The sequence below is a fragment of the Bradyrhizobium cosmicum genome (assembly GCF_007290395.2).
Taxonomy (GTDB): domain Bacteria; phylum Pseudomonadota; class Alphaproteobacteria; order Rhizobiales; family Xanthobacteraceae; genus Bradyrhizobium; species Bradyrhizobium cosmicum.
In genome coordinates, this window is record NZ_CP041656.2 from 353,739 (window position 1) to 376,520 (window position 22,782).

Consider the following 22,782-nt stretch of genomic DNA (forward strand, 5'->3'; position numbering starts at 1 on the left):
ATCCGCGGCGATGTCTAGAACGATCCCATTCACGCGCTGCACGGTGCAGCTCAAGAAAATGGGATAACAACCATGACCTCTCGCGTGGCGCTTTTCGCCCTCGCTGCCGTCATCGGCTTCGGCTCGCTGGTCGGCTCCACCTCCAGCTCGCACGCCTACACCACCGATTTTCGCTGGGCCAACAATTCAGGCTATGTCACCTGTGTGCGCGGCGTGAACCAGCGTGCGCAAGCGATGCGCCCCCAAATGCGCGGTGCGTACGTGGCCGATGGCACCAGCGGCTGCAACCGGATTTTCTACGGTCACAACTGAGCTCCAGTTTTCGCTCGCCAATTCAGAGCCTTGGTGGCCAGCGATTCAATCAAACTGCGCCGGCGTTGCCGCCGCTCAGTGGTGAGCGTGATCGGCGCGATCGAGCGATTCCAGCGTCGACGCGTTGGCGCAATAGCCGTGGTAATTCTCCGCGGCGGTGCCGTCGGCGAGGTCGCGATCGCACTGCGCCTTATGCGCACAGAGCGAACAGACCCGCTCCATGTCGCGCAGCAGCAGCGGCTGCACGCGGCCTAACCCTTCAGCGCTGATGCCGAGTTGTTCCAGCATTTTCGGCAGCTCGTCGGCGGCGTGCCGGCCGTGCCGGACCAGTTCTTCGAGATCGTCAGGCGCGATCCTGAGATCGCCTGCGATTCGATCGAACTCGGAGCGGTCGAGCTGCCGCATCTCGTTCAGCTCACGGCGATGCTTCAGCCACGCGGCAAAAGACTCGATGAGATCCTGGACGATGGGATATGGCCTGTTTGCTGTGCTCATGAGGAGCTCCATTCGATCAGCGGAACTGGAGCGAGATTAGGCACAATGATGCAGCAGCGCGTTGCGCTGGATCAAATAGGGAGGCGGTGGAGTGTGGCGCGCCAGTGTCGGCTTCGTGTCCCGGACGCGGTGCGGCGCGAAGTGCCGCTCCGCAGATCCGGGACCCATCTCGCCGCATCTCTGGGCCCCGGCTCAGCAGCGTATCACAGACGTGCTGCGCTGCGTCCGGGGCACGAGAGCGCCGTGTAGCTGACCGAGTTACGCGAACCGCTCCGTTGCCCACGCATACAGGCTGCCCGGAATCGGCTTCTCACCGCCACGGCCCTTGGGCGAGATGTGCAGGCCGATGATCTCGGGGTTGGTGACAAGGCCGAGATAGCTCGAGGGGTCGAAGAACAGTTTTGGCGCGGCATGCACGGCGTAGAACGATTGCTTCGGCAGCGCGCATCCCAACTCGCCGGTGCGGCGCGCGAGCGCGGTCAGCGCGGCCGGCCCGAAGATCGCAACGCGAATATCCGCAAGTCGGTTCGAACCGCCGCGCAGGCGGCGCATCATGAAGGTGATGCGATGGCGCAGCGACAGCCAGTTCGGCGTCAGTTCCTCCTGCTCCACCAGCTCCTCGAAGGCGGCAACGATACCGTGCGCGGGCGGCAGGTAGATCACGGAATTGCCGAGCTGCCGAGGGCGCTCCCAGGCAAAGTAAGGCTTTGCCGGATCGATCTCGACGGGCTTCAGCAGCAGCACATCCGCATCGAGCCAGAGGCCGAGGCCCTTCGCCATCAGCTTCATGCGGAAGAAATCGCTGAACTGAAGCGTGGTCCAGTCGCGCCAGCTGCCGTCCGGCTGCGGCGGTCGCAAGCGTTCGGAGAAGACGTGCGGCAGGATCGCCTCGGCATCCGCATTCTCGATGCCCGCCGGCAGGCCGGGAATGGTGTCGAAGCTGTACACCGTGACCTTGTGGCCGGCCGCCAGCTGCGAGCGCAGACAGGTCTGGCGCAGTGCGTCCATCGGGCCATGCCAGAAGGTGACGATCTCGGGCAGCATGCGTGCAGCTATACGGGAGAACGAGGGCAAATAAAAAGCCCCGGCACGCGTGGCGCCGGGGCTCCAGACGAAAACCTGCGATCAGGCCCAGGCGCGTTCGTGCTTGAGCTTCTCTTCGTAGGTGTCGATGGACGACTTCTTTTCCATCGTCAGACCGATGTCGTCGAGGCCGTTGATCAGGCAGTGCTTGCGGAACGGGTCGATCTCGAACTTGACCTTGCCGCCGTCGGGACCGCGGATCTCTTGGTTCGGCAGGTCGATCGTCAGCGTCGCGTTGGCGCCGCGCTCGGCGTCGTCGAACAGCTTGTCGAGGTCTTCCTGACTAACGCGGATCGGCAGAATGCCGTTCTTGAAGCAGTTGTTGTAGAAGATGTCGCCGAACGAGGTCGAGATCACGCAGCGGATGCCGAAATCGAGCAGCGCCCAGGGCGCATGCTCGCGGCTCGAGCCGCAGCCGAAATTGTCGCCGGCCACCAGCACCTTTGCATTGCGATAGGCGGGCTGGTTGAGCACGAAATCCGGATTCTCGCTGCCGTCGTCCTTGTAGCGCTGCTCGGAGAAGAGCCCCTTGCCAAGGCCGGTGCGCTTGATGGTCTTGAGGTACTGCTTCGGAATGATCATGTCGGTGTCGACATTGATGATCTTCAGCGGCGCCGCGACGCCTTCCAGCGTGGTGAACTTGTCCATGTCAGGCTTCCCGGTTTCAAGTCAGGGAGGGCTATTTAGCCCGGTTGGCATACAAATCCTAGGCCGGATTCGGCAGGCCTAAGGGGCGTAAATCGGGGTTCGTCATCAGCCCGGCGGCGCCATGGAGTCGGGGACAAAGCCGGTCGGCAGGCCGTCGATGCTCTTCATGTTCTTCAGGCCCCAGTATTTTCGCAGATTGTTGACGCTCTGCGCCGTCCAGTAACGCACGAGGCTGCCGCGCTCCTGTCTGTAGTCGAACAGCGGCACGCCCATGCCGCATGACGTCTGCACCAGGTCGACCGAAAGGCGCACGATTTGGCGGGCGCCTGCCATGTCCTCGAACTCAGGAGCGAGATCACCGTATTCCGGCGTGCCGCGCATGAGCGATCGGCCCTGGCCGCAGAGCCGCAGGATCACCGGATCGCCTTCGAAGGCGCAAAACATGATGGTCAGCCGCTTGTCGTCGGAGGCGACGAGGTGGGCGCGGGTCTCGCTGCCGCTGCCGGTGCAATCGAGGTAGGCGACGTCAGTCTCTCCGAGCACCCGGAACGACGACAGGCCTTTCGGAGACACGTTGATGCGCCCCTTCGGTGGGGCGCTCGCGACAAAGAAAATCTTCTGCCGCTCGATGAAAGCCCGGTGCGCCGGTTCGATCCTCGCGAACTGCCTGCCCATGCCCGTCCGTCCTTTCAGTGGCACCTCATCGAAGACCTAGCATGGCTTAGATACCCGTTTAAGAGGAAATGTTATGCTGGTATAAATAGCACCATGAAGAGATCAGATCCGATCGCTCCGGCTCTCTCGTTGAGCGCCTTCCTGCGGGCGCTCCGAGAGCGCCAGTCTCCGGCAGAATTCGGCCTCGCCGCCGGACCGCGACGGCGCACCCCCGGCCTTCGGCGCGAGGAGGTCGCTCAGCTCTGCGGATTGAGCGTCACCTGGTACACCTGGATCGAGCAGGGGCGCGATGTGTCCGTCTCTGCGTCGACACTTGCACGCCTGGCGCGCGGATTGCGCCTGTCACGCGCCGAGCGCAGCTATCTGTTCGAAGTTGCGGGCAAACGCGATTCCGAGCGACCGGACCACAGGGACGATCCACCCGAGAGCGTGCTGGCCTGCGTCGATGCGATCGATGGTCCCGCCTACATCCTCGATCGCACTTGGAGCGCACGCCGTTGGAATGCGAAAGCGTCCCAGCTGTTTGCAGGATGGCTCGATGAGGACGGCGAGAAAAATCTCCTGCGCTACATCTTCGTCAGGCCTGAGGCTCGAACTCTCATCCTCGACTGGGTCTCCCGTGCGCATCGCGTCGTCGCAGAGTTCCGTGCCGCGGTGACAGCCTATTCCGACGATCCGGAGATTCGCCGGATCGTCGAGGAACTGAGACTTGGAAGCCCCGACTTCCAGCGCTGCTGGGAGACGCAGGGGGTTCTGGCACGCGAAGGCGGCGAACGCGCGTTCAATCATCCGACCATGGGGCTGCTGCACTATCAGCAGGTGTCGCTGTCTCTCGCGGGCTGGCCCGACTATCGACTGACGATGCTTCTGCCTGCGCCAGCCGGTGAGGAGGACTACTCCGCCTGAGCCTCGATCGCGGCCATATCGTCGTCCGACAGGCCGAAATGGTGGCCGATCTCGTGGATCAGGACGTGGCGGACGATGTGGCCGAGGCTTTCGTCGTGCTCGGCCCAGTAATCCAGGATCGGCCGGCGATAGAGCCAGACCATGTTGGGCAGCCGCGCCACGTCGCCCAGGCTTTGCTGGGGCAGGCCGACGCCCTGGAACAGGCCGAGCAGGTCGAACTCGCTCTCGCACTCCATCTCGTCCATGACCTCTTCGGTCGGGAAGTCGTCGACACGGAGGATCACGCCCTCGCAGAGAGCGCGAAACTCCGCCGGCAGGCGATCGAAGATGTCATGCGCGGTCGCTTCCATCTCGGCCAGCGAGGGCGCTTTCAATTCAGTCCACATATACGCCTCTTAGCGCGGGTTCCCAGGCGATGCATCCGGCTTTATAGGATCGGGGCGTTGACGTCGCGCGTGAAAACGAGGAGCGTACGGCGCCTCAAGGGGTTGGCTCACGTGGGTGGTGGTACGATGCGGGCGGGAACAGCGGTTCTGGTTCTACTGTGCATGGGGTTGTTTTCGCAGTTTTGCGTTGGCGCCGAAGCCCAGACGGTTGGCGCCGAAGTCCGCATGGCCCAGGCGGCCTCGCCCGATGCTCCGCCGCCGCGCAAGCGGCGCCCGCCCCGGCTCCGCGTCACGCCCTATTACAGCCCTGACGGCGTCTATCCGCGCTACAACCCGGGGCCGGATGCGGTCCGCGAATGCAACGCCACCTATGTGCAGGAATACCGCCCCAGCGGCACGGTGATCGTGCCGCATATGAGCTGCTACTGGCGCCGGGGCTGAGGCGCCCTCAATTCGCGTGTCGCGCGCCGATGATGCGCCATGTTGCAAGCGGAGGTCGTCGTCATGACGAGATGGATCGCATTGGCCATTGCTGTCGGGCTTGCCGCAGGCCTGCCTCACGCTTCTGCTGCACACAGAGTGACGAAGCTGCCGGATGCTGCGGCGGGGCGCGCGGTGTTCGATGGGCGACACCATGTGCGGTCCGACACCGTGCGGTACTCTCCGCGTCCTGATCCGCATTATTACGCGCGGCCCGTATTCTACCGTCCCTATCCCTACGCTGTGCCCGCGCCGTTCGTGTTCGGCTTCGGGCCGTGGTGGTGACGTCTCGCGCGTTGCGAGGGCGCCGTTCATTCATGAGGCGTTCACGTCGCTGTCCCTAATTTCATCTTGGGAGCGACCGCAAATGAACAGTGTTGGTACGAGCGCAGGCGCTGCGCCGCAGTTCCGCTGTTCAGATTCAGGGAGAATTCCATGCTGAGAGTTTTAGGTCTCGGGACCCGCCCGATGCGCTTGCTCGGGCTCGCGGCCGTGGCCACGCTGTTGCTGTCGGGCGGAACCGCGCGTCGTGCAGAAGCGATGACGCCGATCAATCCGACGGCGTTGCCGGCGGCGAAGGCTGCAAGCGACGACATGATCACGCAAGTGCGCCACGGCGGTGGTGGGCCTGGCGGGCATGGTGGCGGCTTTCACGGCGGCGGAGGTTTTCGCGGCGGTGGCTTCCACGGTGGCGGGGCGCATTTCGGTGGCTTCCGCGGCGGCGGCTTTCGCGCTGCGCCCGTCTTTCATGGTGGCGGCTATCGCTATGGCGGAATGCATCGCCACGGCGGATTTCACCGCTACGGAGTCTATCGCCCGCACTACTACGGTCATCGCCATTTCCACCGGCGCTATTACGGCGGCTACTATCCCTATTACAGCTATCCGCGCCGCTGCCGCGTGATCTGGACCTATTACGGCCCGCGCCGCGTCTGCCGCTGGCATCGCTGGCACCATCCGTACCGCTATTGGTGAGCACGGTTCGAAATGAAAAGGGCGCCTACGACGGCGCCCTTTTTGCGTTAGTGCCTTCGGAGGAAGTGGCTCAGCGCCACTCCCTGACGTCGACGAAGTGCCCCGCGATCGCCGCGGCTGCCGCCATTGCCGGCGACACCAGATGGGTGCGGCCCTTGAAGCCCTGGCGGCCTTCGAAGTTGCGGTTCGAGGTCGAGGCGCAGCGCTCTTCCGGGGCCAGCTTGTCCGGGTTCATGGCGAGGCACATCGAGCAACCGGGCTCGCGCCATTCGAAGCCGGCCTTGATGAAGATCTTGTCCAGACCTTCGGCCTCGGCCTGCTCCTTCACGAGGCCGGAGCCCGGCACGACCATGGCGTTGACGTTCTCCGAGACCTGCTTGCCCTCCGCGATCTTGGCGGCGGCGCGCAGATCCTCGATGCGGCCATTGGTGCAGGAGCCGATGAAGATGCGATCGACCTTGATGTCGGTGATCTTCGTGCCCGCAGTCAGGCCCATATATTTCAGGGCGCGATGCTTCGACAGACGCTTGGCTTCGTCCGCGATCTTGTCGGGGTCCGGAACGAAACCGGTCACCGAGATGACGTCCTCAGGCGAAGTGCCCCAGGTCACGATCGGCGGCAGCTTGGCCGCATCGAGGCGCAGCTCATGGTCGAAATGCGCGCCCTCGTCGGAGCGCAGTTTCTCCCAGTAGCGCATTGCCGCATCCCAGTCCGCACCCTTCGGCGCTTTCGGGCGGCCGCGCAGGAAGTCGAACGCCTTCTGGTCCGGCGCGACCAGGCCGGCGCGCGCGCCGCCTTCGATCGACATGTTGCAGACCGTCATGCGGCCTTCCATCGACAGCGCCTGGATCGCGTCGCCGGCGTATTCGAGCACGTAGCCGGTGCCGCCGGCCGTGCCGATCTCGCCGATGATCGCCAGGATGATGTCCTTGCCCGTCACGCCATCAGGCAATTTGCCGTCGACGGTGACGCGCATGTTCTTGGCCTTCTTCTGGATCAGCGTCTGCGTCGCCAGAACGTGCTCGACCTCGGACGTGCCGATGCCGTGCGCGAGCGCGCCGAACGCGCCATGCGTCGAGGTGTGGCTGTCACCGCAGACGATGGTGGTGCCGGGCAGCGTAAAACCCTGCTCGGGGCCGATGACGTGAACGACGCCCTGGCGCTTATCGAACTCGTTGTAATATTCGATGCCGAATTCCTTGGCGTTCTCGGCGAGCGCCTTGATCTGCTCGATGCTCTCAGGATCGGGATTCGGCTTGGTCCGGTCGGTGGTCGGCACGTTGTGGTCGACGACGGCGAGCGTCTTCTCGGGGGCGTGCACCTTGCGCCCGGTGGCGCGCAGGCCTTCGAACGCCTGCGGCGAGGTCACCTCGTGCACCAGATGGCGGTCGATATAGAGCAGGCAGGTGCCGTCGTCGGCTTCGTGCACCAGATGGTCGTTCCAGATCTTGTCGTACAATGTGGTGGGCTTGGACATGAGCTTGAGCTCCGGAATGTGTGTCAGCGAAGAGCGCGGGTGGCGCGCCGGGCAACAAAATCGTCAGCGCAGCTTTTAGGCTGCGCGCGTAAGCTCTGACGTTGCCGAGGTCGCGAAGCGTCCGAAGAACCGGCCGGGCAGCCGCGAGCGATCGTCGATGACGACGCGCTTGACGGGCTCCATGCTGGTCTGATCTGGAAACATTCTACGAATATATAGCAGGCCGAACCGGAATCGCGAGGGCTTTGACGCGCACGGCTGACGCAACAAAAAAGCGCGGGGTTTTGCCCCGCGCTTTTGGAAACTCGATTGTAGCGGAGCTTACTCGTTCACGGCCTTGGCGTGCTCGGTCTTCTCGACGATACGAGCCGACTTGCCGCGCAGCTGGCGCAGGTAATAAAGCTTGGCGCGACGCACCTTGCCGCGACGCACCACCTTGATCGAGTCGATCATCGGCGACATCACCGGGAACACGCGCTCAACGCCCTCGCCATAGGAGATCTTGCGGACCGTGAAGCTCTCGTTGAGGCCACCGCCGGAACGGCCGATGCAGACGCCTTCATAGGCCTGCACGCGGGTACGCTCGCCTTCGACCACCTTGACGTTGACGATCACGGTGTCGCCGGGGCCGAACTCCGGAATCTCCTTGTTGGCGGAGAGCTTGTCGAATTGCTCTTTTTCGAGCTGTTGGATCAGGTTCATGGGTAAATCTCCATCGGCGCGCCCAGCCTTGGAAACGGGGGCTGCGCGAAATTCGTTTATCCAGCCATTGCGGATGTGGCCGCTCCTATAAGGCAAGCCGGAGCGTTTGTCACCCGTCTGTCTTGTCTTTTGGCGTTTTTTGGCGGCCGGCCCGATTCGCCAGCTTGGGTGGGACCTTAGCCCATAAATCAGGCCGCCGGGCCGCCGTCAGGGCCTCGGACTGCGCTCGCCGCCAGGCGGCCACCTTGGCATGGTCGCCAGAGGTCAGTATCTCCGGGATCGCAGCCCCCTCGAACAGCTGCGGGCGGGTGTATTGGGGGTATTCGAGCAGGCCGTCCGAAAAGCTCTCCTCGGTTCCCGAGGCTTCCTTGCCCATCACGCCCGGCAGCAGCCGGACGCAGGCGTCGATCAGCGCCAGGGCGGCGATTTCGCCCCCCGACAGCACGTAATCGCCGATCGAGACTTCCTCCAGGCTCCGCCCGTCGATCACCCGCTGGTCGACCCCCTCGAACCGCCCGCAGACGATCAGGGGCCCTGAACCCTTCGCGAGCTCAGTGACGCGGGCCTGGGTCAATGGCCGACCGCGCGGGCTCATCAGGAGGCAGGGACGCCCAGGGCCGATCTCCGCGGCATCGATCGCGGCGGCCAGAACGTCCGCCCGCAGCACCATGCCCGGCCCGCCGCCAGCCGGGGTGTCGTCGACGCTGCGATGGCGATCGGTGGCCGAGGCACGGATGTCCCGCGCCTCGATCTCCCAGAGACCGGAGGCCAGCGCCCGGCCGGCCAGGCTCACGCCGAGCGGTCCCGGAAACATCTCCGGAAACAGCGTCAGCACCGTCGCGCGCCAGGGTGAGGGATTGGTCATTGGATCTCAGTTGTTGTCGTCCCGGACAAGCGCAGCGAAGCGGAGCGCAGATCCGGGATCCATAACGACCGCATTTCGTTTTGCGATGGCTGGAGCCGCCAGCTTAGCCAAAAACCACGTCTCGTGGTTATGGGTCCCCGCGTTCGCGGGGACGACCCGTGGATAGGACTTCGTCCTTGTCCTCGCCCTCGATCTCCTGCGGCAGCCCGATGATCACGCGGCCGCCGGCGAGATCGACTTCCGGCACCACCGCGTTGGTGAACGGCAGCAGCATCGTCGCGCCTTTCGGCGGGGCGATCTCGATGATGTCGCCGGCGCCGAAATTATGGATCGCGAGCACGCGGCCGAGCGCCTCGCCGTCCGTGGTGACGGCGGCGAGACCGATCAGATCGGTGTGGTAATATTCGTCCGCGTCGGTCGCGGGCAGCTTGTCCCGTGCGACGTAAAGCTCGATGCCGTTGAGCCGTTCGGCCTCATCGCGGGTCGCGACGCCCTTGAACGTCGCGACCAGATGGTCTTTCGCTTCGCGCGCCGTTGCTACCTCGAACTGGCGCTTGCCGTCCTTGGACAGCAGCGGACCATAGCGCTTCACGGCAAAGGGATCTTCGGTGAAGGTCCACAGCTTGACCGCGCCGCGCACACCATGCGCGGCGCCGATCCGCGCGACGCAGACCAGCGCCGACATGGTCTGGCCTTAACCCTTTGCGGCGGCTTCGGCCTGCGCCTTGCGCTCCTTGCGCGGCACGGCCTTTTCCGGATTGCTACGCGCTTCGCGCTTCTTGACGCCGGCGGCATCGAGGAAACGCGACACGCGGTCCGACGGCTGCGCGCCCTTGGCGAGCCAGGCCTTCACCTTGTCCATGTCGAGCTTCAGGCGGGTCTCGTTGTCCTTCGGCAGCAGCGGGTTGAAATAGCCGAGACGCTCGATGAAGCGGCCATCGCGGGGAAAGCGGGAGTCGGCGACGACGACGTGGTAGACGGGACGTTTCTTGGTGCCTGCGCGGGCGAGGCGGATAACGACGGACATTCAGTTCTCCTTCGAAGTACGGTTTGCAAAGTACGTTTTGTTCGGTTGATTGGTATTCCGCGTTGCGCGAGACCGGTGCGATCCCGTGCGACGAATTCCTCATTTCTTCTTGCCGGGAAAACCGCCGAGCCCCGGAAGGGTCGGCTTGCCGCTGAGGCCCGTAAGCCCCGGCAAATTCGGCAGGCCCGAGCGAAGACCGGGCGGCAGATCCTTCGGCAGGCTGGGCAGACCCTGTCCGCCGCCGCCCTGCATCTTCTCCTGCATGGCCTTCATCTCTTCGGGCGAGGGCATCTTCATGCCGCCGCCGAAGCCCATGGCCTGGGCGATGCCGGCGAGCGGGCCGCGCTTGCCCGAGCCCATGGCCTTCATCACGTCGGCCATGTTCCGGTGCATCTTGAGCAGCTTGTTGACCTGCTCGACGCTCTGGCCCGAGCCCGCGGCGATGCGCTTCTTGCGGCTGGCCTTGAGCAGGTCGGGATGACGCCGCTCGTCGCGCGTCATGGAATCGATCACCGCGACCTGGCGCTTCAAAATCTTGTCGTCGATGCCGGCGGCCGCGATCTGGTTCTTCATCTTGGCGATGCCGGGCATCATGCCCATCAGGCCGCTGATGCCGCCCATGTTCGCCATCTGCAGCAGCTGCTCGCGCATGTCGTTGAGGTCGAACTGACCCTTGCGCATGCGCTCGGCGGTGCGCGCGGCCTTTTCGGCGTCGATATTGGCGGCGGCACGCTCGACCAGCGACACAACGTCGCCCATGCCGAGGATGCGGCCGGCGATACGGTCAGGGTGGAAATCTTCCAGTGCATCGGTCTTTTCACCGGTGCCGATCAGCTTGATCGGCTTGCCGGTGACCGCGCGCATCGACAGCGCCGCACCGCCGCGGCCATCGCCGTCGACGCGTGTCAGCACGATGCCGGTGAGGCCGACGCGCTCGTCGAAGGCGCGCGCAAGGTTCACGGCGTCCTGGCCGGTCAGGCTGTCGGCGACCAGCAGCACTTCATGCGGGTTGGCGGCAGCCTTGATGGCTGCGGCCTCCGCCATCATGTCTTCGTCGAGCGTGGTGCGGCCGGCGGTGTCGAGGAGCACGACGTCGTAACCGCCGAGCTTGCCGGCTTCCAGCGCGCGCTTGGCGATCTGCGCCGGCTGCTGTCCTGCGACGATCGGCAGGGTCGGAATGTCGAGATCGCGGCCGAGCACGGCCAATTGCTCCATCGCCGCCGGTCGATAGATGTCGAGCGACGCCATCAGCACCTTGCGCTTGTCGCGCTGGACCAGGCGACGGGCGAGCTTTGCGGTCGTGGTCGTCTTGCCGGAGCCTTGCAGGCCGACCATCATGATCGGCACCGGCGGCACGGAATTGATGTCGATGGTCTGGCTTTCGGCGCCGAGCGTGTTGATCAGCTCGTCATGGACGATCTTGACCACCATCTGGCCGGGCGTGACCGACTTGACGACAGTGGCGCCGATCGCCTGTTCGCGAACACGTTCGGTGAAGCTGCGGACCACTTCGAGTGCGACGTCGGCTTCCAGCAGCGCGCGGCGCACCTCGCGCATCGCGGCATCGACATCCTTTTCGGTCAGCGCACCGCGCCCCGTCAGACGATCGAGAATGCCACCAAGCCGTTCCGACAGATTGTCGAACAATGCCGTTGTCCCTTGTCCTGCTCGCGCAGGGTTGCCGCGTTCACCACTGTCATGTCCCGGCTTGACCGGGGGATGACCACTCCTTCGGGGAGGCTTCTTCCAAACACCTTTGCGCCCGAGGGCGCATAGCGCTGTCGGGCGTTGGCCTCTGGCCTCCAGGGCCAGTGGGCGGGTCGAAAAGAAAGCCTTTCCGAGAAAGTGGCGGGGTTAAACGCCGCTCCCGCCCAAAAGTCAAGGAAAGTTAGGGCTCCGGAGCGCGTTGTTGAGGGTAAGGCATTGAAAATGAACCATTTCCCGCCACGGGTTCCTTTTCCTCCGGCCCTGCCCATATAGCCGGTGATGTCTTACCGTTCCGACCATCCCTGAAGCCCGCCCGTGCCCATCACCCGCCGCCGTCTTTTCGGTCTGCTTGCCGGGGCCGGCGCGCTGGTCGGCGTGCCCTCCCTCTGGATGTCCCGCATGAAACCCTATGACGGCCCTGTCTCCGACCATTTCGACGGCTCGACCTTCTTCGATCCGGACGGCGTGCCGCCGAAATCGCTTGGCGAGGTGCTGCGCTGGCAGTTCGGCGGCGGGCGGAAGCGCGAGACCTGGCCGGATTGGGCTCCGAGCCCTCATGCGGACACGCCGCCGGCGCGAGTCGAGGGCGACAAGGTCCGCCTCTCCTTCGTCGGCCACGCCAGCTGGCTGATCCAGGCTGGCGGCCTCAACATCCTGGTCGATCCCGTCTGGTCGGAGCGGGTGTCGCCTGTCAGCTTCGCCGGACCGAAGCGGCGCAACGATCCCGGCATCGCCTTCGAGGCGTTGCCGAAGATCGACATCGTGCTGGTCTCGCACGGCCATTACGACCATCTCGACATCGCGACGTTGTCGCGGCTCGCCAGGAATTTTGCCCCACGCGTGGTGACGCCGCTCGGCAACGATGTGGCGATGCGCGGCACCGACTCTTCAATCCAGGCGGAAGCCTTCGATTGGCACGATCGCGTCGAACTCGGCAACGGCATTGCCGTGCATCTGGTCCCGACCCGGCACTGGACGGCGCGCGGCATGTTCGACCGGAACAAGGCGCTATGGGCGAGCTTCGTGCTGGAGACGCCGGCGGGGAAAATCTACGTCGTTTGCGACTCCGGTTACGGCGATGGCACCCATTTCCGCCGCGTCGCCGAGAAGCATGGGGAGCTGCGTCTGGCGATCCTCCCGATCGGCGCCTACGAGCCGCGCTGGTTCATGCGCGACCAGCACATGAATCCGGAAGATGCGGTGAAGGCGCTGTTGGATTGCGGCGCGCAACAAGCGCTCGGGCATCATCACGGCACGTTCCAGCTGACGGACGAAGCGATCGATGCGCCGGCGAAGGCGCTTGTGGAAGCGCTGGATGCCGCGAAGATTCCGCAACAGCGGTTCGTGGCGATGAAACCCGGGCAAGTGGTGGAGATCTAGCCCCGCTGTTGCCGCACACGCAGTCGTCGTCCCGGGACGCGACGAAGTCGCGAGCCCGGGACCCATAACCACAGGGAGAGGTCTGGCGAAGACTCGGAGTGGCTGGCTTCGCGCGCCAACCACTGCCTGTGGTTATGGGTCCCCGCCTGCGCGGGGACGACACCTTTGCTTTGGCGAGCAGTGAGCCTCTTACGCTCACTGCCCCGCCTTGATCGCCCAGCTCACATTCACCGTCACCGACAGCGTTTCCTCGCCCGGCGCAACGGCGGCTGGCGCCATTTGCGGCGTTGCCATCCGCGCCTTGAACAGCGGCACGGGCGCGCCGCCTTCGGAGACGCTCAGCGGAGCACCCAGCGTCACGCCGGTAGCCTTGGCGTAGATCTCGGCCTTGCGGCGCGCATCGGCGACCGCCTGCTCACGCGCATCGTCGAGCAGCTTGGAGGCCTGCGTCACCTCGAAGGAGATATTGCCGATGTCGTTGGCGCCGGCACCGACCAGCGTGTCGATGATGCCGGCGACCTTGGTCACGTCGCGAATTTTGACGGTGACGCGGTTGGAGGCGCGGAAGCCGACCACGGGGGAGGCGCCGGTGGATTTGTTCTGGCCGTATTGCGGCTGCAGCGACAGGCGCGAGGTCTGGTAGTCCTTTTCGGCGATGCCGGCGCCCTTCAGTGCCAGCAGCACCTTGCCCATCGCGGCGTTGTTGGCGTCGGATGCTTCCTTCGCCGTCTTGGCGTCGTTGGCGACACCCGCATCGATCTGCGCGAGATCGGGCGCCACGGAAACGGTGGCTTCGCCGCTCACGGAGATGGCGGAGGGAAAATCGTCGGCGCGCGCAGGCGCGGTCAGCGACGTGATGGCAAGGACGGCGGCAAGGGACGTAACAAGGGCAACAGGCTTCTTCATCATTCTCACTTCAATGGCACGAACACGTTGATCACGAGCTTGTCCTCCGCCGTCTTGAGGGGATCGGTGAGGTACTCCTCGACGAAGGTGTCCTTGGCTTCCAGTCTCTTGTCGTCGAGGTGATTGGTGATTGCCTCGTAGGTGTTGTCCATGTTGTCGTAGGAGCCGCGATGGACGAATTTCAGTGCCTTGCCCTCCGGCGATTTGCCGATGCTCATGTCCTTGGGCAGGTTCTTGGGGTCCTGATCGACCGGGATCTCGGCGAGGAAGGTGAAGCCGGTGTCGTCGGTCGAGGTATAGACGATCATCGAATTGCCGGCGTGCTTGATGCCCTGCTTGTCCAGCAGCGTGTTCAGCGCCTTGAAGGCGTCGACCAGCGTGTCGAAGGCCGAGTCCCAGTTGGCGGTGCCCTTGACCATCACGACCTTCCTGGGCTCGAGCGTGGTCTCGAGGCCAAAGGGATCGGCGGTCTGCACCGGGGCGGGGGTGGCGGCTACGGCGGGCGGCGGCGCCGTCGGGCTGGGTGAGGCGCTTGCTGCGGGCGATGGCGAGGCAGCAGGAGCCGGCGAGGCGCTGGCCGCCGGCGACGGGGTCGCCGCTGGTGCGGGCGAAGCGCTTGCGGCCGGGGCGGGCGATGCCGACGGGGCCGGCGCAGGGGCGGCCGGAGAGGGGCTGGCCGAGGCCGCCGGCGCCGGGCTCGAGGTCTGTGCCAGAACCCCCGATAGCCCAAACGACAAGGCCGCTGCCGGGATCAGCGCGGCCAGAGCGAGACGACGAAAAGTATTCATTTTATTCTCCCCAGACCTTGCCCACCAAGGCCTTAACCCGGTCGCGCATCCCGGCTCGCGCGAACTGCGCCGTTCTAACACGCGAGCGCCGAATTCGTCCCATGACAGATGCGTCATGGCCCTTCACCTTGCCAGCGAACGCCAAATCACTGGCCAAGCCGTCTAGGATCGCCATATAAGGCGGGCGAAATTCAGGAATTTTCATGAGCGCGCTGGCCAACCACGCATTTGCCAAGATGAACGGCATCGGCAACGAAATCGTTGTCGTCGACATGCGCGATTCCGCCTCACCTGTGACGCCGGACGACGCCCGCGCAGTGGCATCCGCGCAAGGCGGCGTGCCTTACGACCAGCTCATGGTGCTGCAGAAGCCGCGGCTGGACGGCACCGAAGCCTTCATCCGCATCTACAACAATGACGGCTCCGAGGCCGGCGCCTGCGGCAACGGCATGCGCTGTGTCGTGCGCCGCATCTTCGAGAAGACCGGCCAGGCCAATGCGACGTTCGAGACGGCGGCGGGTCTGCTCAATGCCTGGCAGGGCCCGGCCCCTGATCTCTACACGGTAGACATGGGCGTGCCGAAGTTCGGCTGGCAGGACATTCCGCTGGCGGAAGAGTTTCGCGACACCCGCTACATCGAATTGCAGATCGGGCCGATCGACAATCCGATCCTGCATTCGCCCTCGGTGGTGAGCATGGGCAATCCGCACGCGATCTTCTGGGTCGAAGACATCAACGCCTACGATCTCGAGCGCTTTGGTCCGCTGTTGGAAAATCACCCGATCTTCCCCGAGCGTGCCAACATCACGCTCGCACAGATCGTCGATCGCGAGCACATCACGATGCGCACCTGGGAGCGCGGCGCCGGGCTGACGAGGGCCTGCGGTTCGGCGGCCTGCGCGACCGCCGTTGCGGCGGCGCGGCTGAAGCGCACCGAGCGCAAGGTCGAGATGACGCTGCCCGGCGGCAAGCTCGGCATCGAATGGCGCGAGCGCGACGACCACGTGCTGATGACGGGCACCGCGACCTTCGAATACGAAGGCAAGTTCGATCCGGCGCTGTTCGCGCCGGTCGGCTGATGCCTGTCGACATCGTCACCTTCGGCTGCCGCCTCAACGCCTTCGAGGCCGAGGTGATCCGCCGCGAGGCCGAAGGCGCGGGGCTCGAAGATACCATCGTCATCAACAGCTGCGCCGTCACCAACGAGGCGGTGGCGCAGGCGCGCCAGTCGATCCGCAAATTGAAGCGCGAACGGCCCGGTGCGCGCATCGTCGTCACCGGCTGCGCGGCGCAGACGCAGAGCGGCATGTTCGCCGAGATGGCCGAGGTCGATCGCGTCGTCGGCAATGACGACAAGATGCGCGCGTCCGCGTGGCAGCAGACGCGCGATGCCTTCGATCTTGGCGCCAGCGAGAAGATCGCCGTCAGCGACATCATGGCTGTCAGGGAGATGGCGCCGCATCTGGTCGACGGTTTTGCGGCCGGCCTGCCGCGCGTGTTCGTGCAGGTGCAGAACGGCTGCGACCATCGCTGCACCTTCTGCATCATTCCCTATGGCCGCGGCAACTCGCGCTCCGTGCCGATGGGCGCGGTGGTCGATCAGGTGCGGGCGCTGGTTGAACGCGGCCACGCCGAGATCGTGCTGACCGGCGTCGATCTCACCAGCTACGGCGCCGACCTGCCGGGCGCGCCCAAACTCGGCCTGCTGACCAAGCAGATATTGCGGCACGTACCCGAGCTGAAACGCCTGCGCATATCCTCGATCGATTCGATCGAGGCGGATGCCGATCTGTTAGAGGCCATCGCCGACGATGCTCGTCTGATGCCGCATCTGCATCTGTCGCTGCAATCCGGCGACGACATGATTCTGAAGCGCATGAAGCGGCGACATTCGCGGCAGGATGCGATCGCGTTCTGCGACCAGGTCCGCCGCCTGCGCCCGGATATCGCCTTCGGCGCCGACATCATCGCGGGCTTTCCGACGGAGACCGAGGAGATGTTTTCGCGGTCGCTGGATCTGGTCGAAGAATGCGGCCTGACGTTCCTGCACGTGTTCCCCTATTCGCCCCGCCCCGGCACCCCCGCCGCGCGGATGCCGCAGGTCGCGGGGCAGGCAATCAAGGAGCGCGCCAAGCGGCTGCGGGCAGCGGGAGAGGCAGCGTTACGGCGGCGACTGCAAGCGGAAGTGGGGGCGACGCGCGATGTGCTGATCGAGAGCGACGGCCAAGGCCGCACTGAGCACTATCTGCCGGTGGCGATTGCGGGTGGGTGTGTGGGCAGTGTGGTGCCGTTGACGATTGCCGGCAGCGATGGCGAGCGGCTGACCACATAGACAGGCTGCGAGTCATTGCGACGCGCTATATCCTCGACGTCGTCCCTGCGCACGCAGGGACCCATACCGCGTGATTCATCGGTCGCGGACGGTGTTTGTCTCAACGAAGCTGAGTATCTGGCGGCTTTCGCCAAACGTCTCCCTGTGGTTATGGGTCCCTGCGTGCGCAGGGACGACACCGAGGGTGTGGAGACGCCGTGCCCTAGACGCACGCCCTACGACGCTCGCACCTGCCAGAATCGCAGTGTCCGCCGCGCATCCTCCGGCGTCATGCGCGCGTAATTTCCCTGTGCCCTCGCGATGTCCGCCGGCTTCATCGCACCTGTCGCGAAGCGGCTTTCGAGCACGGCGGCGGTCGTTTCCCAGCTGAGCTGCGCCGCCTTGCACGGCACCAGCAGGCCGTCTTCGCGCAGGCTCTGCATCAGCGGACGAATCACCTCGACGGTCGATCCGGCCAGCGCGGCCAGCGCCGCCACGGCTTCTTCGTAGCGCCGCTGCCTGGCGAAGCCGAACAATGTGCCTTCGGTGAGCTGGCCGGTAGCCTTGAGATTGGCGATGGCGCGCTTGGCCCCCTCGAAATCGCGGGCTCCGGACATATCGCGCTCGACGCCGACCGTGACGGCGGCGATGGCGCTCTGGATTTCCTCGAACAGATGCGGCGGCGCGCGCGACAGCAGGCGGGCACGAACGGCATCCGTCGCCGAGCGCAGCAATTGGCGGCGCAGCTCCGACGGCAGATCGACGCGGACGCCGACGCTGACGGCCAGCTCCGGATCGCTTTCGGCCTGGCCGACGATGACGGCAAAGCCTTTTCCGGAGACGCGCGCGCCGGGATTGGCGGCGAGGCGCCGGCTGACGCTGGGATAGCGGCGCGCCAGCAGCGCGTCGGTGACGATCTCCTTCAGCCACCAGCGGCCGGCGACCGCGAGCAGATGCGGTTCGCCCTTGGATGATGCGATCTTGACCAACTCGCCATCGTCGAGGCGCGCGGATTCCTGCAGCACGGGGCCGGCGATGCGGATTTCGTCATTGTTGGCGAGGCGGCGGATCACGGACGGCGGCGCCTGGGCGATCGGCGCGAGCTGCGCGCTGATCTCGGCCAGCGCAATGCGCGCGCCCATGTCGGCGATGGCGCGCAGCTCGATCGTGCCGATCAGGCGCTCGAGCACGTCGTCGAACAGCGCGATCTGCTCGTCGTCAAAGCTTCCGGCGGAGGACAGGAACAGGTCGGTGACGCGCCGGGCCGTTTCCAGCCCCTTTTCCGCCGAGCCCAGCCGAATCGCGGATTCGACTTCGGCGATGATCGATAACCCGGCCGTGGACATGACGCGCAGCTCGTCCTGAGCAGATTGACGGAAGCTTGTTCTAAGCAACCGCTATCATTAGAGACGAGCACTGAACGTTTCGTAAACCACGCCTTGCGTGTGCTCAGATTAGGTGTCGCCACGAAGGCAGTGCGCTCCCTCTCCCGCTTGCGGGAGAGGGTCGGGGAGAGGGTGTTTCCCCAACGGGACAACCCCCTAGAGCGGAAAGCCCTCACCCGCGCCTTCGGCGCGACCTCTCCCGCAAGCGGGAGAGGTGACCAACCGCACCGCTACTCCCCGTTCCACCCGCAAGCCCTGAGCTTTTCGTGCATGTGGGGCGGGGCTGGCGCCACGACGCGAACGGGCTCCTTGTTTCGCGAGATCGGCACCACGATCTCGCGGGAATGCAGGTGCAGCTTCGGCTCACCGAAGCGGGGGCCGTTGCCGTAAATGTTATCGCCGAAGATCGGCCAGCCCGTTGCGGAGGAATGCACCCGCAATTGGTGGGTCCGGCCGGTCACCGGCTCCATGGCGAGCCAGGTCAGGCCCTCGCCCCGGCCCATCACTTTCCAGTTGGTGATCGCCTTCTGGCCTTCCGGGTCGGGCTTCTGCCACCAGCCGCGTTCGGCATTGAGCCGGCCGAGTGGCATGTCGATGGTGCCTTCATCTTCAGCGGGACCGCCCTCGACCACGGTCCAGTAGGTCTTGCCGATCTTGCCGTGCTTGAACAGCAGGCCGAGCGAGGCGGTGGCTTTGCGATGGCGGCCGAGCACGAGGCAACCGGAGGTGTCCTTGTCCAGCCGGTGGGCCAGCACCGGCGGCCGGGGCAGGCCGAAACACAGCGCACCAAAGGATGCCTCCAGATTGGCGCCGCCCTTGGGGCCGCGATGCACCGGCAGGCCGGACGGCTTGTCGATGACCAGCATCAGCCCGTCGCGATGGAGCACGCGCGCCAAAATCTCGTCGGCGGTCAATTCGGGAACATCGAGCAATTGCAGGACCTTCGGTCAACACTTTCGTTTAGGGGCGGGAACGGCTAACACACCGCCATCATGAACGATACCACGTCAGATCCCCCCAAGCTGAGCTGGTGGCGCCGGCTGTCCGAGGGGCTGAAACGCACCTCGTCCTCGCTGGGGACCGCGGTCGCCGACCTCGTCACCAAGCGCAAGCTCGACCGCGCCATGCTCGACGACATCGAGGACGTGCTGCTGCGCGCCGACCTCGGCACGTCAGTCGCGGTGCGGATTGCCGATGCCGTGGGCACGGGGCGCTACGACAAGGCGATCTCGGCCGACGAGGTCAAGGACGTCGTCGCCACAGAGGTCGAGAAGGTGCTGACGGCGGTGGCGAAGCCGCTCGTGATCGATACGGCCAAGAAGCCGTTCGTCATTCTCGTGGTTGGCGTCAACGGCTCGGGCAAGACCACGACCATCGGCAAGCTCTCGCAAAAATTCGCCTCCGAAGGCCGCAAGGTGATGCTCGCTGCCGGCGATACCTTTCGTGCGGCGGCCATCGAGCAGCTCAAGGTCTGGGGCGAGCGGACGAAGACGCCGGTCATATCAGGGGCGCAGGGATCCGACTCGGCGAGCCTGGCCTTCAATGCGCTGACGGCGGCGAAGGAGCAGAAGGTCGATGTGCTCCTGATCGACACCGCCGGGCGCCTGCAGAACAAGGCCGAGCTGATGAACGAGCTCGAAAAGGTCGTGCGCGTGATCCGCAAGGTGGACGACACTGCGCCGCATGCCGTGCTGCTGGTGCTGGACGCCACCGTCGGCCAGAATGCGCTGTCGCAGGTCGAGGCTTTCCATCGCACCGCCGGGGTCACCGGCCTCGTGATGACCAAGCTCGACGGCACCGCCCGCGGCGGCATCCTGGTGGCGCTCGCGGAAAAATTCAAACTGCCGGTGCATTTCATCGGCGTCGGCGAAGGCGTCGACGATCTCGCGCCGTTCACCGCGCGCGATTTCGCCCGTGCCATCGCCGGAATCGAAAGCTGAGAATGGACAAGACCCAGCCGCATCCGATGTTCAAGCTTGCGACCGAGCTCGGTCCGCTGCTCGTCTTCTTCTTCGTCAATGCGAAGTTCAATCTGTTCGCTGCGACCGGCGCCTTCATGGTCGCGATCGTCGTAGCGATGGTCGCGTCCTATGTGGTCACGCGTCACATCCCGATCATGGCGATCGTCACGGGCGTGATCGTGCTGGTGTTCGGTACGCTGACCCTGGTGCTGCACGACGAGACCTTCATCAAGGTCAAGCCGACCATCATCTACGGGCTGTTCGCCGCGATCCTCGGCGGCGGCCTGCTGTTCGGGCGCTCCTTCATCGCCGTCATGTTCGACCAGATGTTCAATCTGACACCGCAGGGCTGGCGTATCCTGACGCTGCGCTGGGCGCTGTTCTTCGCCGGCATGGCGGTGCTGAACGAGATCGTCTGGCGCACCCAGAGCACGGATTTCTGGGTGAATTTCAAGGTGTTCGGCGTGATCCCGATCACGATGATCTTTACCATCGCCCAGATGCCGCTGACCAAGCGCTATGGTGTTGAACCGGTGTCGCTTGAGGAGAGCGAGGCGGATGCGGGGGATGTGCGGAAGGGGTGACGGTCTCGTGTCCCGGACGCGCGAAGCGCGAGCCCGGACCCAGAATTCTTCAAAGAGCGTCGTCGTGGTGACATGGATCCCGGCTCTGCAGCGCAGCGCTGAAGGAGCGCTGCACTGCGTCCGGGGCACGAGACCGTACTAAGACCCCGCTCCCAGCGCCTTCTCCATCTGCGGCAACAACACCGTCCGCAGATTGTCCGGCGTGATCGGCCCGACCAGCTTGTAGACGATGGTACCCTCGCGCCCGACGACGAAGGTCTCGGGCACGCCATAGACGCCCCATTCGATCGAGGCGCGGCCGTTGGCATCGACGCCGACGCGGCCGAAGGGGTTGCCGTAGCGCCCCAGGAAGCGCCGCGCGTTGTCGGCGCCGTCCTTGTAGTTGATGCCGACGAGCTGGAAGCGCTTGTCCTTGGCGAGCTCGGTCAGGAGCGGCGCCTCGTCGTGGCACGGTACGCACCAGGACGCCCAGACATTGACCAGGCTGACCTTGCCCTTGAACGCGGCCGGATCGAGCCCAGGCACCGGCGCGTTGTCAGCCTGCAATCCCTCGAGCGGCGGCAACGTGGTCTGCGGCGCCGGCCGTCCGATCAGCGCGGACGGAATCCGCGAGGGATCGCCGCTGCCGAGCCGGAACCAGAACAGCAGCGCCAGCGCAATGAAGGCGATCAGCGGCAGCACCATCAGGAAGGTGCGGCGTTGCGGCGTTGCGGACGTCGATTGCTCGCTCATGGTGTATCGGTCGCGCTGCGGCCCGAGCGGCGGGTGACGCCGCTGCGGTCGAGCTCGCGCAAGCGCTCGGTCTGGCTGCGATAGTCGAGCGCGATCCAGCCGATCAGGATCACGACCACGAGCGCCGCTGCTGCATAGGACGTCACGATGAAGGAGGCGTAGGGACCGAGCGACATCATCATGCGGCCCCGGCTTCCTTCGACGCGTTGCCCTGACGTGAACCGGTGTCCGAAAATGCGACGCGGCTCGCCTGCATCATCTGCAGCGAGCGGACGCGGCGGCGCAAAATCTCGTTGCGCATCGCCGCCAAATGCAGCGTGACGAACAGCAGCGTGAATGCGATCGCCATCACCAGCAGCGGAATCAGGAACGACTTGTCGAGCGCCGAGCCGCCCATGCGCATCACCGAGGCCGGCTGGTGCAGCGTGTTCCACCAGTCGACGGAGAACTTGATGATGGGCAGGTTGATGGCGCCGACCAGCGTCAGCACCGCGGCGGCGCGCGCCGCCCGGGAAGGATCGTCGACCGCGCGCCACAGCGCCATCAGGCCGAGATACATCAGGAAGAGAATCAGCACCGAGGTCAGCCGCGCGTCCCACTCCCAATAGGTGCCCCACATCGGCCGGCCCCACAGCGATCCCGTGAGCAACGCGAGGAAGGTGAAGGCGGCGCCGATCGGCGCCGCCGCCTTCGCGGCGACGTCGGCAAGCGGATGCCGCCACACCAGCGTGCCCAATGAGGCGATGCTCATCACGCCCCACACGAACATCGACAGCCACGCATTGGGCACGTGGATGAACATGATCTTGACGGTCGCGCCCTGCTGATAATCGTCGGGCGCGGCGGCGGATTGATAGAGGCCGATGGCGAGCAGGATGACGGTCGCGGCCGCGAGCCACGGCAATACCCGCGCCGTCAGCGCGAGGAACCGGGTCGGGTTGGCGAGGTCGATCAGCGTCATGGTATCCTGATAATCACAGGTAAGCGCTCACGCAAT

Annotated in this window: 28 protein-coding genes; 10 read left to right on the forward strand and 18 right to left on the reverse strand. The window is 65.1% G+C overall.

Annotation, left to right across the window (positions count from 1 at the left end):
* The first annotated feature begins 72 nt into the window (after positions 1-72).
* Positions 73-312, forward strand: a complete 240-nt coding sequence (locus FNV92_RS01675; protein ID WP_143842492.1) for a hypothetical protein — start codon at positions 73-75, stop codon at positions 310-312.
* Positions 313-387: 75 nt separating this feature from the next.
* Here FNV92_RS01675 and FNV92_RS01680 read toward each other — a convergent pair whose 3' ends face one another.
* The 4 genes from FNV92_RS01680 to FNV92_RS01695 form a co-directional block, all read right to left on the reverse strand.
* Positions 388-807, reverse strand: coding sequence for a DUF6455 family protein (locus tag FNV92_RS01680; RefSeq protein WP_014438979.1), 420 nt, complete (start codon positions 805-807; stop codon positions 388-390).
* Positions 808-1,065: 258 nt separating this feature from the next.
* Positions 1,066-1,851: a glycosyltransferase family 32 protein gene (locus tag FNV92_RS01685; RefSeq protein WP_143842491.1), complete on the reverse strand. Its 786-nt coding sequence runs from the start codon at positions 1,849-1,851 to the stop codon at positions 1,066-1,068.
* Between the two features lie 81 nt (positions 1,852-1,932).
* On the reverse strand, positions 1,933-2,538 hold the full coding sequence (gene leuD / locus FNV92_RS01690) for a 3-isopropylmalate dehydratase small subunit (protein ID WP_014438981.1): 606 nt from the start codon (positions 2,536-2,538) through the stop codon (positions 1,933-1,935).
* A 105-nt stretch (positions 2,539-2,643) separates the two neighbouring features.
* Entirely contained in the window at positions 2,644-3,213 is a 570-nt protein-coding gene (locus FNV92_RS01695) for a pyridoxamine 5'-phosphate oxidase family protein (RefSeq protein WP_143842490.1), read from the reverse strand.
* Positions 3,214-3,306: 93 nt separating this feature from the next.
* Here FNV92_RS01695 and FNV92_RS01700 point away from each other — a divergent pair, with 93 nt between their 5' ends.
* Complete coding sequence (locus tag FNV92_RS01700; protein WP_143842489.1) at positions 3,307-4,119, forward strand: helix-turn-helix transcriptional regulator; 813 nt, start codon at positions 3,307-3,309, stop codon at positions 4,117-4,119.
* Here FNV92_RS01700 and FNV92_RS01705 read toward each other — a convergent pair.
* Positions 4,107-4,505, reverse strand: coding sequence for a metallopeptidase family protein (locus FNV92_RS01705; protein ID WP_143842488.1), 399 nt, complete (start codon positions 4,503-4,505; stop codon positions 4,107-4,109). The two genes, FNV92_RS01700 and FNV92_RS01705, sit on opposite strands and share 13 nt — an antisense overlap.
* A gap of 162 nt (positions 4,506-4,667) precedes the next feature.
* On the opposite strand from FNV92_RS01705, the gene FNV92_RS01710 reads away from it, so the two are divergent.
* The 3 genes from FNV92_RS01710 to FNV92_RS01720 all read left to right on the forward strand — a co-directional run bounded on the left by FNV92_RS01710 (position 4,668) and on the right by FNV92_RS01720 (position 5,960).
* Positions 4,668-4,946 (forward strand): hypothetical protein, encoded by a 279-nt coding sequence (locus FNV92_RS01710; protein ID WP_168213393.1) that lies wholly within the window; start codon positions 4,668-4,670, stop codon positions 4,944-4,946.
* 63 nt (positions 4,947-5,009) lie between these two features.
* Positions 5,010-5,270, forward strand: a complete 261-nt coding sequence (locus FNV92_RS01715; RefSeq protein WP_143842486.1) for a hypothetical protein — start codon at positions 5,010-5,012, stop codon at positions 5,268-5,270.
* Positions 5,271-5,420: 150 nt separating this feature from the next.
* Positions 5,421-5,960 carry a hypothetical protein gene (locus tag FNV92_RS01720; RefSeq protein WP_143842485.1) on the forward strand — a complete coding sequence of 180 codons (540 nt, stop codon included), beginning with the start codon at positions 5,421-5,423 and terminating at the stop codon, positions 5,958-5,960.
* Between the two features lie 70 nt (positions 5,961-6,030).
* On the opposite strand, the gene leuC is transcribed toward FNV92_RS01720, so the two are convergent.
* The 6 genes from leuC to ffh form a co-directional block, all read right to left on the reverse strand.
* Positions 6,031-7,437 (reverse strand): 3-isopropylmalate dehydratase large subunit, encoded by a 1,407-nt coding sequence (gene leuC, locus FNV92_RS01725; protein WP_143842484.1) that lies wholly within the window; start codon positions 7,435-7,437, stop codon positions 6,031-6,033.
* A 321-nt stretch (positions 7,438-7,758) separates the two neighbouring features.
* Positions 7,759-8,139 (reverse strand): 50S ribosomal protein L19, encoded by a 381-nt coding sequence (rplS, locus tag FNV92_RS01730; RefSeq protein WP_014438989.1) that lies wholly within the window; start codon positions 8,137-8,139, stop codon positions 7,759-7,761.
* A gap of 109 nt (positions 8,140-8,248) precedes the next feature.
* Positions 8,249-9,004 (reverse strand): tRNA (guanosine(37)-N1)-methyltransferase TrmD, encoded by a 756-nt coding sequence (gene trmD / locus FNV92_RS01735; RefSeq protein WP_143842483.1) that lies wholly within the window; start codon positions 9,002-9,004, stop codon positions 8,249-8,251.
* 127 nt (positions 9,005-9,131) lie between these two features.
* A complete protein-coding gene (gene rimM / locus FNV92_RS01740) occupies positions 9,132-9,689 on the reverse strand; it encodes a ribosome maturation factor RimM (protein WP_143842482.1) in 558 nt (185 codons plus the stop codon).
* A gap of 9 nt (positions 9,690-9,698) precedes the next feature.
* Positions 9,699-10,031, reverse strand: a complete 333-nt coding sequence (gene rpsP / locus FNV92_RS01745; RefSeq protein ID WP_143842481.1) for a 30S ribosomal protein S16 — start codon at positions 10,029-10,031, stop codon at positions 9,699-9,701.
* A 99-nt stretch (positions 10,032-10,130) separates the two neighbouring features.
* The gene (ffh, locus tag FNV92_RS01750; RefSeq protein WP_014438993.1) at positions 10,131-11,678 is read right to left on the reverse strand and encodes a signal recognition particle protein; all 1,548 of its coding nucleotides are present in this window, start codon (positions 11,676-11,678) and stop codon (positions 10,131-10,133) included.
* Positions 11,679-12,053: 375 nt separating this feature from the next.
* On the opposite strand from ffh, the gene FNV92_RS01755 reads away from it, so the two are divergent.
* Entirely contained in the window at positions 12,054-13,118 is a 1,065-nt protein-coding gene (locus tag FNV92_RS01755; RefSeq protein ID WP_168213392.1) for an MBL fold metallo-hydrolase, read from the forward strand.
* A 195-nt stretch (positions 13,119-13,313) separates the two neighbouring features.
* On the opposite strand, the gene FNV92_RS01760 is transcribed toward FNV92_RS01755, so the two are convergent.
* Together FNV92_RS01760 and FNV92_RS01765 are read right to left on the reverse strand one after the other, a co-directional pair.
* Entirely contained in the window at positions 13,314-14,024 is a 711-nt protein-coding gene (locus FNV92_RS01760; RefSeq protein WP_014438995.1) for an SIMPL domain-containing protein, read from the reverse strand.
* A gap of 5 nt (positions 14,025-14,029) precedes the next feature.
* Positions 14,030-14,812, reverse strand: coding sequence for a GyrI-like domain-containing protein (locus FNV92_RS01765; RefSeq protein WP_143842480.1), 783 nt, complete (start codon positions 14,810-14,812; stop codon positions 14,030-14,032).
* A gap of 203 nt (positions 14,813-15,015) precedes the next feature.
* On the opposite strand from FNV92_RS01765, the gene dapF reads away from it, so the two are divergent.
* Both dapF and mtaB read left to right on the forward strand, forming a co-directional pair.
* Positions 15,016-15,891, forward strand: a complete 876-nt coding sequence (gene dapF / locus FNV92_RS01770) for a diaminopimelate epimerase (RefSeq protein WP_143842479.1) — start codon at positions 15,016-15,018, stop codon at positions 15,889-15,891.
* Positions 15,891-17,144, forward strand: a complete 1,254-nt coding sequence (mtaB, locus tag FNV92_RS01775; protein ID WP_143842478.1) for a tRNA (N(6)-L-threonylcarbamoyladenosine(37)-C(2))-methylthiotransferase MtaB — start codon at positions 15,891-15,893, stop codon at positions 17,142-17,144. The genes dapF and mtaB overlap by 1 nt, the downstream gene beginning before the upstream one ends.
* A 215-nt stretch (positions 17,145-17,359) precedes the next feature.
* Here the strand turns inward: mtaB and FNV92_RS01780 are convergent, their stop codons facing one another.
* Both FNV92_RS01780 and FNV92_RS01785 read right to left on the reverse strand, forming a co-directional pair.
* The gene (locus FNV92_RS01780) at positions 17,360-18,469 is read right to left on the reverse strand and encodes a DUF2336 domain-containing protein (protein ID WP_143842477.1); all 1,110 of its coding nucleotides are present in this window, start codon (positions 18,467-18,469) and stop codon (positions 17,360-17,362) included.
* A 269-nt stretch (positions 18,470-18,738) separates the two neighbouring features.
* Positions 18,739-19,440, reverse strand: coding sequence for an RluA family pseudouridine synthase (locus FNV92_RS01785; RefSeq protein WP_168213391.1), 702 nt, complete (start codon positions 19,438-19,440; stop codon positions 18,739-18,741).
* A 60-nt stretch (positions 19,441-19,500) separates the two neighbouring features.
* On the opposite strand from FNV92_RS01785, the gene ftsY reads away from it, so the two are divergent.
* Positions 19,501-20,448 carry a signal recognition particle-docking protein FtsY gene (ftsY, locus tag FNV92_RS01790; RefSeq protein ID WP_143842476.1) on the forward strand — a complete coding sequence of 316 codons (948 nt, stop codon included), beginning with the start codon at positions 19,501-19,503 and terminating at the stop codon, positions 20,446-20,448.
* A gap of 2 nt (positions 20,449-20,450) precedes the next feature.
* Positions 20,451-21,053, forward strand: coding sequence for a septation protein A (locus FNV92_RS01795; protein WP_143842475.1), 603 nt, complete (start codon positions 20,451-20,453; stop codon positions 21,051-21,053).
* Between the two features lie 138 nt (positions 21,054-21,191).
* Here FNV92_RS01795 and FNV92_RS01800 read toward each other — a convergent pair whose 3' ends face one another.
* The 3 genes from FNV92_RS01800 to FNV92_RS01810 are packed head-to-tail and all read right to left on the reverse strand — an operon-like array spanning position 21,192 to position 22,746.
* Positions 21,192-21,785 (reverse strand): DsbE family thiol:disulfide interchange protein, encoded by a 594-nt coding sequence (locus FNV92_RS01800; RefSeq protein WP_143842474.1) that lies wholly within the window; start codon positions 21,783-21,785, stop codon positions 21,192-21,194.
* Positions 21,782-21,967: a heme exporter protein CcmD gene (gene ccmD, locus FNV92_RS01805; RefSeq protein WP_014439005.1), complete on the reverse strand. Its 186-nt coding sequence runs from the start codon at positions 21,965-21,967 to the stop codon at positions 21,782-21,784. Before ccmD ends, FNV92_RS01800 begins: the two co-directional genes overlap by 4 nt.
* Positions 21,964-22,746: a heme ABC transporter permease gene (locus FNV92_RS01810; RefSeq protein WP_143842473.1), complete on the reverse strand. Its 783-nt coding sequence runs from the start codon at positions 22,744-22,746 to the stop codon at positions 21,964-21,966. Before FNV92_RS01810 ends, ccmD begins: the two co-directional genes overlap by 4 nt.
* Positions 22,747-22,782: the final 36 nt, after the last annotated feature.

What these genes read in the sequence shown, in the direction of transcription:
- FNV92_RS01685 (WP_143842491.1), bottom strand. Translation starts at nt 1,851, where the DNA reads ATGCTGCCCGAGATCGTCACCTTCTGGCATGGCCCGATGGACGCACTG.
- FNV92_RS01760 (WP_014438995.1), bottom strand. Translation starts at nt 14,024, where the DNA reads ATGAAGAAGCCTGTTGCCCTTGTTACGTCCCTTGCCGCCGTCCTTGCC.
- FNV92_RS01715 (WP_143842486.1), top strand. Translation starts at nt 5,010, where the DNA reads ATGACGAGATGGATCGCATTGGCCATTGCTGTCGGGCTTGCCGCAGGC.
- mtaB (WP_143842478.1), top strand. Translation starts at nt 15,891, where the DNA reads ATGCCTGTCGACATCGTCACCTTCGGCTGCCGCCTCAACGCCTTCGAG.
- FNV92_RS01810 (WP_143842473.1), bottom strand. Translation starts at nt 22,746, where the DNA reads ATGACGCTGATCGACCTCGCCAACCCGACCCGGTTCCTCGCGCTGACG.
- FNV92_RS01680 (WP_014438979.1), bottom strand. Translation starts at nt 807, where the DNA reads ATGAGCACAGCAAACAGGCCATATCCCATCGTCCAGGATCTCATCGAG.
- leuC (WP_143842484.1), bottom strand. Translation starts at nt 7,437, where the DNA reads ATGTCCAAGCCCACCACATTGTACGACAAGATCTGGAACGACCATCTG.
- FNV92_RS01675 (WP_143842492.1), top strand. Translation starts at nt 73, where the DNA reads ATGACCTCTCGCGTGGCGCTTTTCGCCCTCGCTGCCGTCATCGGCTTC.
- ftsY (WP_143842476.1), top strand. Translation starts at nt 19,501, where the DNA reads ATGAACGATACCACGTCAGATCCCCCCAAGCTGAGCTGGTGGCGCCGG.
- leuD (WP_014438981.1), bottom strand. Translation starts at nt 2,538, where the DNA reads ATGGACAAGTTCACCACGCTGGAAGGCGTCGCGGCGCCGCTGAAGATC.
- FNV92_RS01795 (WP_143842475.1), top strand. Translation starts at nt 20,451, where the DNA reads ATGGACAAGACCCAGCCGCATCCGATGTTCAAGCTTGCGACCGAGCTC.
- FNV92_RS01695 (WP_143842490.1), bottom strand. Translation starts at nt 3,213, where the DNA reads ATGGGCAGGCAGTTCGCGAGGATCGAACCGGCGCACCGGGCTTTCATC.
- FNV92_RS01800 (WP_143842474.1), bottom strand. Translation starts at nt 21,785, where the DNA reads ATGAGCGAGCAATCGACGTCCGCAACGCCGCAACGCCGCACCTTCCTG.
- rimM (WP_143842482.1), bottom strand. Translation starts at nt 9,689, where the DNA reads ATGTCGGCGCTGGTCTGCGTCGCGCGGATCGGCGCCGCGCATGGTGTG.
- ccmD (WP_014439005.1), bottom strand. Translation starts at nt 21,967, where the DNA reads ATGATGATGTCGCTCGGTCCCTACGCCTCCTTCATCGTGACGTCCTAT.
- FNV92_RS01780 (WP_143842477.1), bottom strand. Translation starts at nt 18,469, where the DNA reads ATGTCCACGGCCGGGTTATCGATCATCGCCGAAGTCGAATCCGCGATT.
- FNV92_RS01710 (WP_168213393.1), top strand. Translation starts at nt 4,668, where the DNA reads ATGGGGTTGTTTTCGCAGTTTTGCGTTGGCGCCGAAGCCCAGACGGTT.
- trmD (WP_143842483.1), bottom strand. Translation starts at nt 9,004, where the DNA reads ATGACCAATCCCTCACCCTGGCGCGCGACGGTGCTGACGCTGTTTCCG.
- FNV92_RS01700 (WP_143842489.1), top strand. Translation starts at nt 3,307, where the DNA reads ATGAAGAGATCAGATCCGATCGCTCCGGCTCTCTCGTTGAGCGCCTTC.
- FNV92_RS01705 (WP_143842488.1), bottom strand. Translation starts at nt 4,505, where the DNA reads ATGTGGACTGAATTGAAAGCGCCCTCGCTGGCCGAGATGGAAGCGACC.
- FNV92_RS01765 (WP_143842480.1), bottom strand. Translation starts at nt 14,812, where the DNA reads ATGAATACTTTTCGTCGTCTCGCTCTGGCCGCGCTGATCCCGGCAGCG.
- rplS (WP_014438989.1), bottom strand. Translation starts at nt 8,139, where the DNA reads ATGAACCTGATCCAACAGCTCGAAAAAGAGCAATTCGACAAGCTCTCC.
- rpsP (WP_143842481.1), bottom strand. Translation starts at nt 10,031, where the DNA reads ATGTCCGTCGTTATCCGCCTCGCCCGCGCAGGCACCAAGAAACGTCCC.
- dapF (WP_143842479.1), top strand. Translation starts at nt 15,016, where the DNA reads ATGAGCGCGCTGGCCAACCACGCATTTGCCAAGATGAACGGCATCGGC.
- FNV92_RS01720 (WP_143842485.1), top strand. Translation starts at nt 5,421, where the DNA reads ATGCTGAGAGTTTTAGGTCTCGGGACCCGCCCGATGCGCTTGCTCGGG.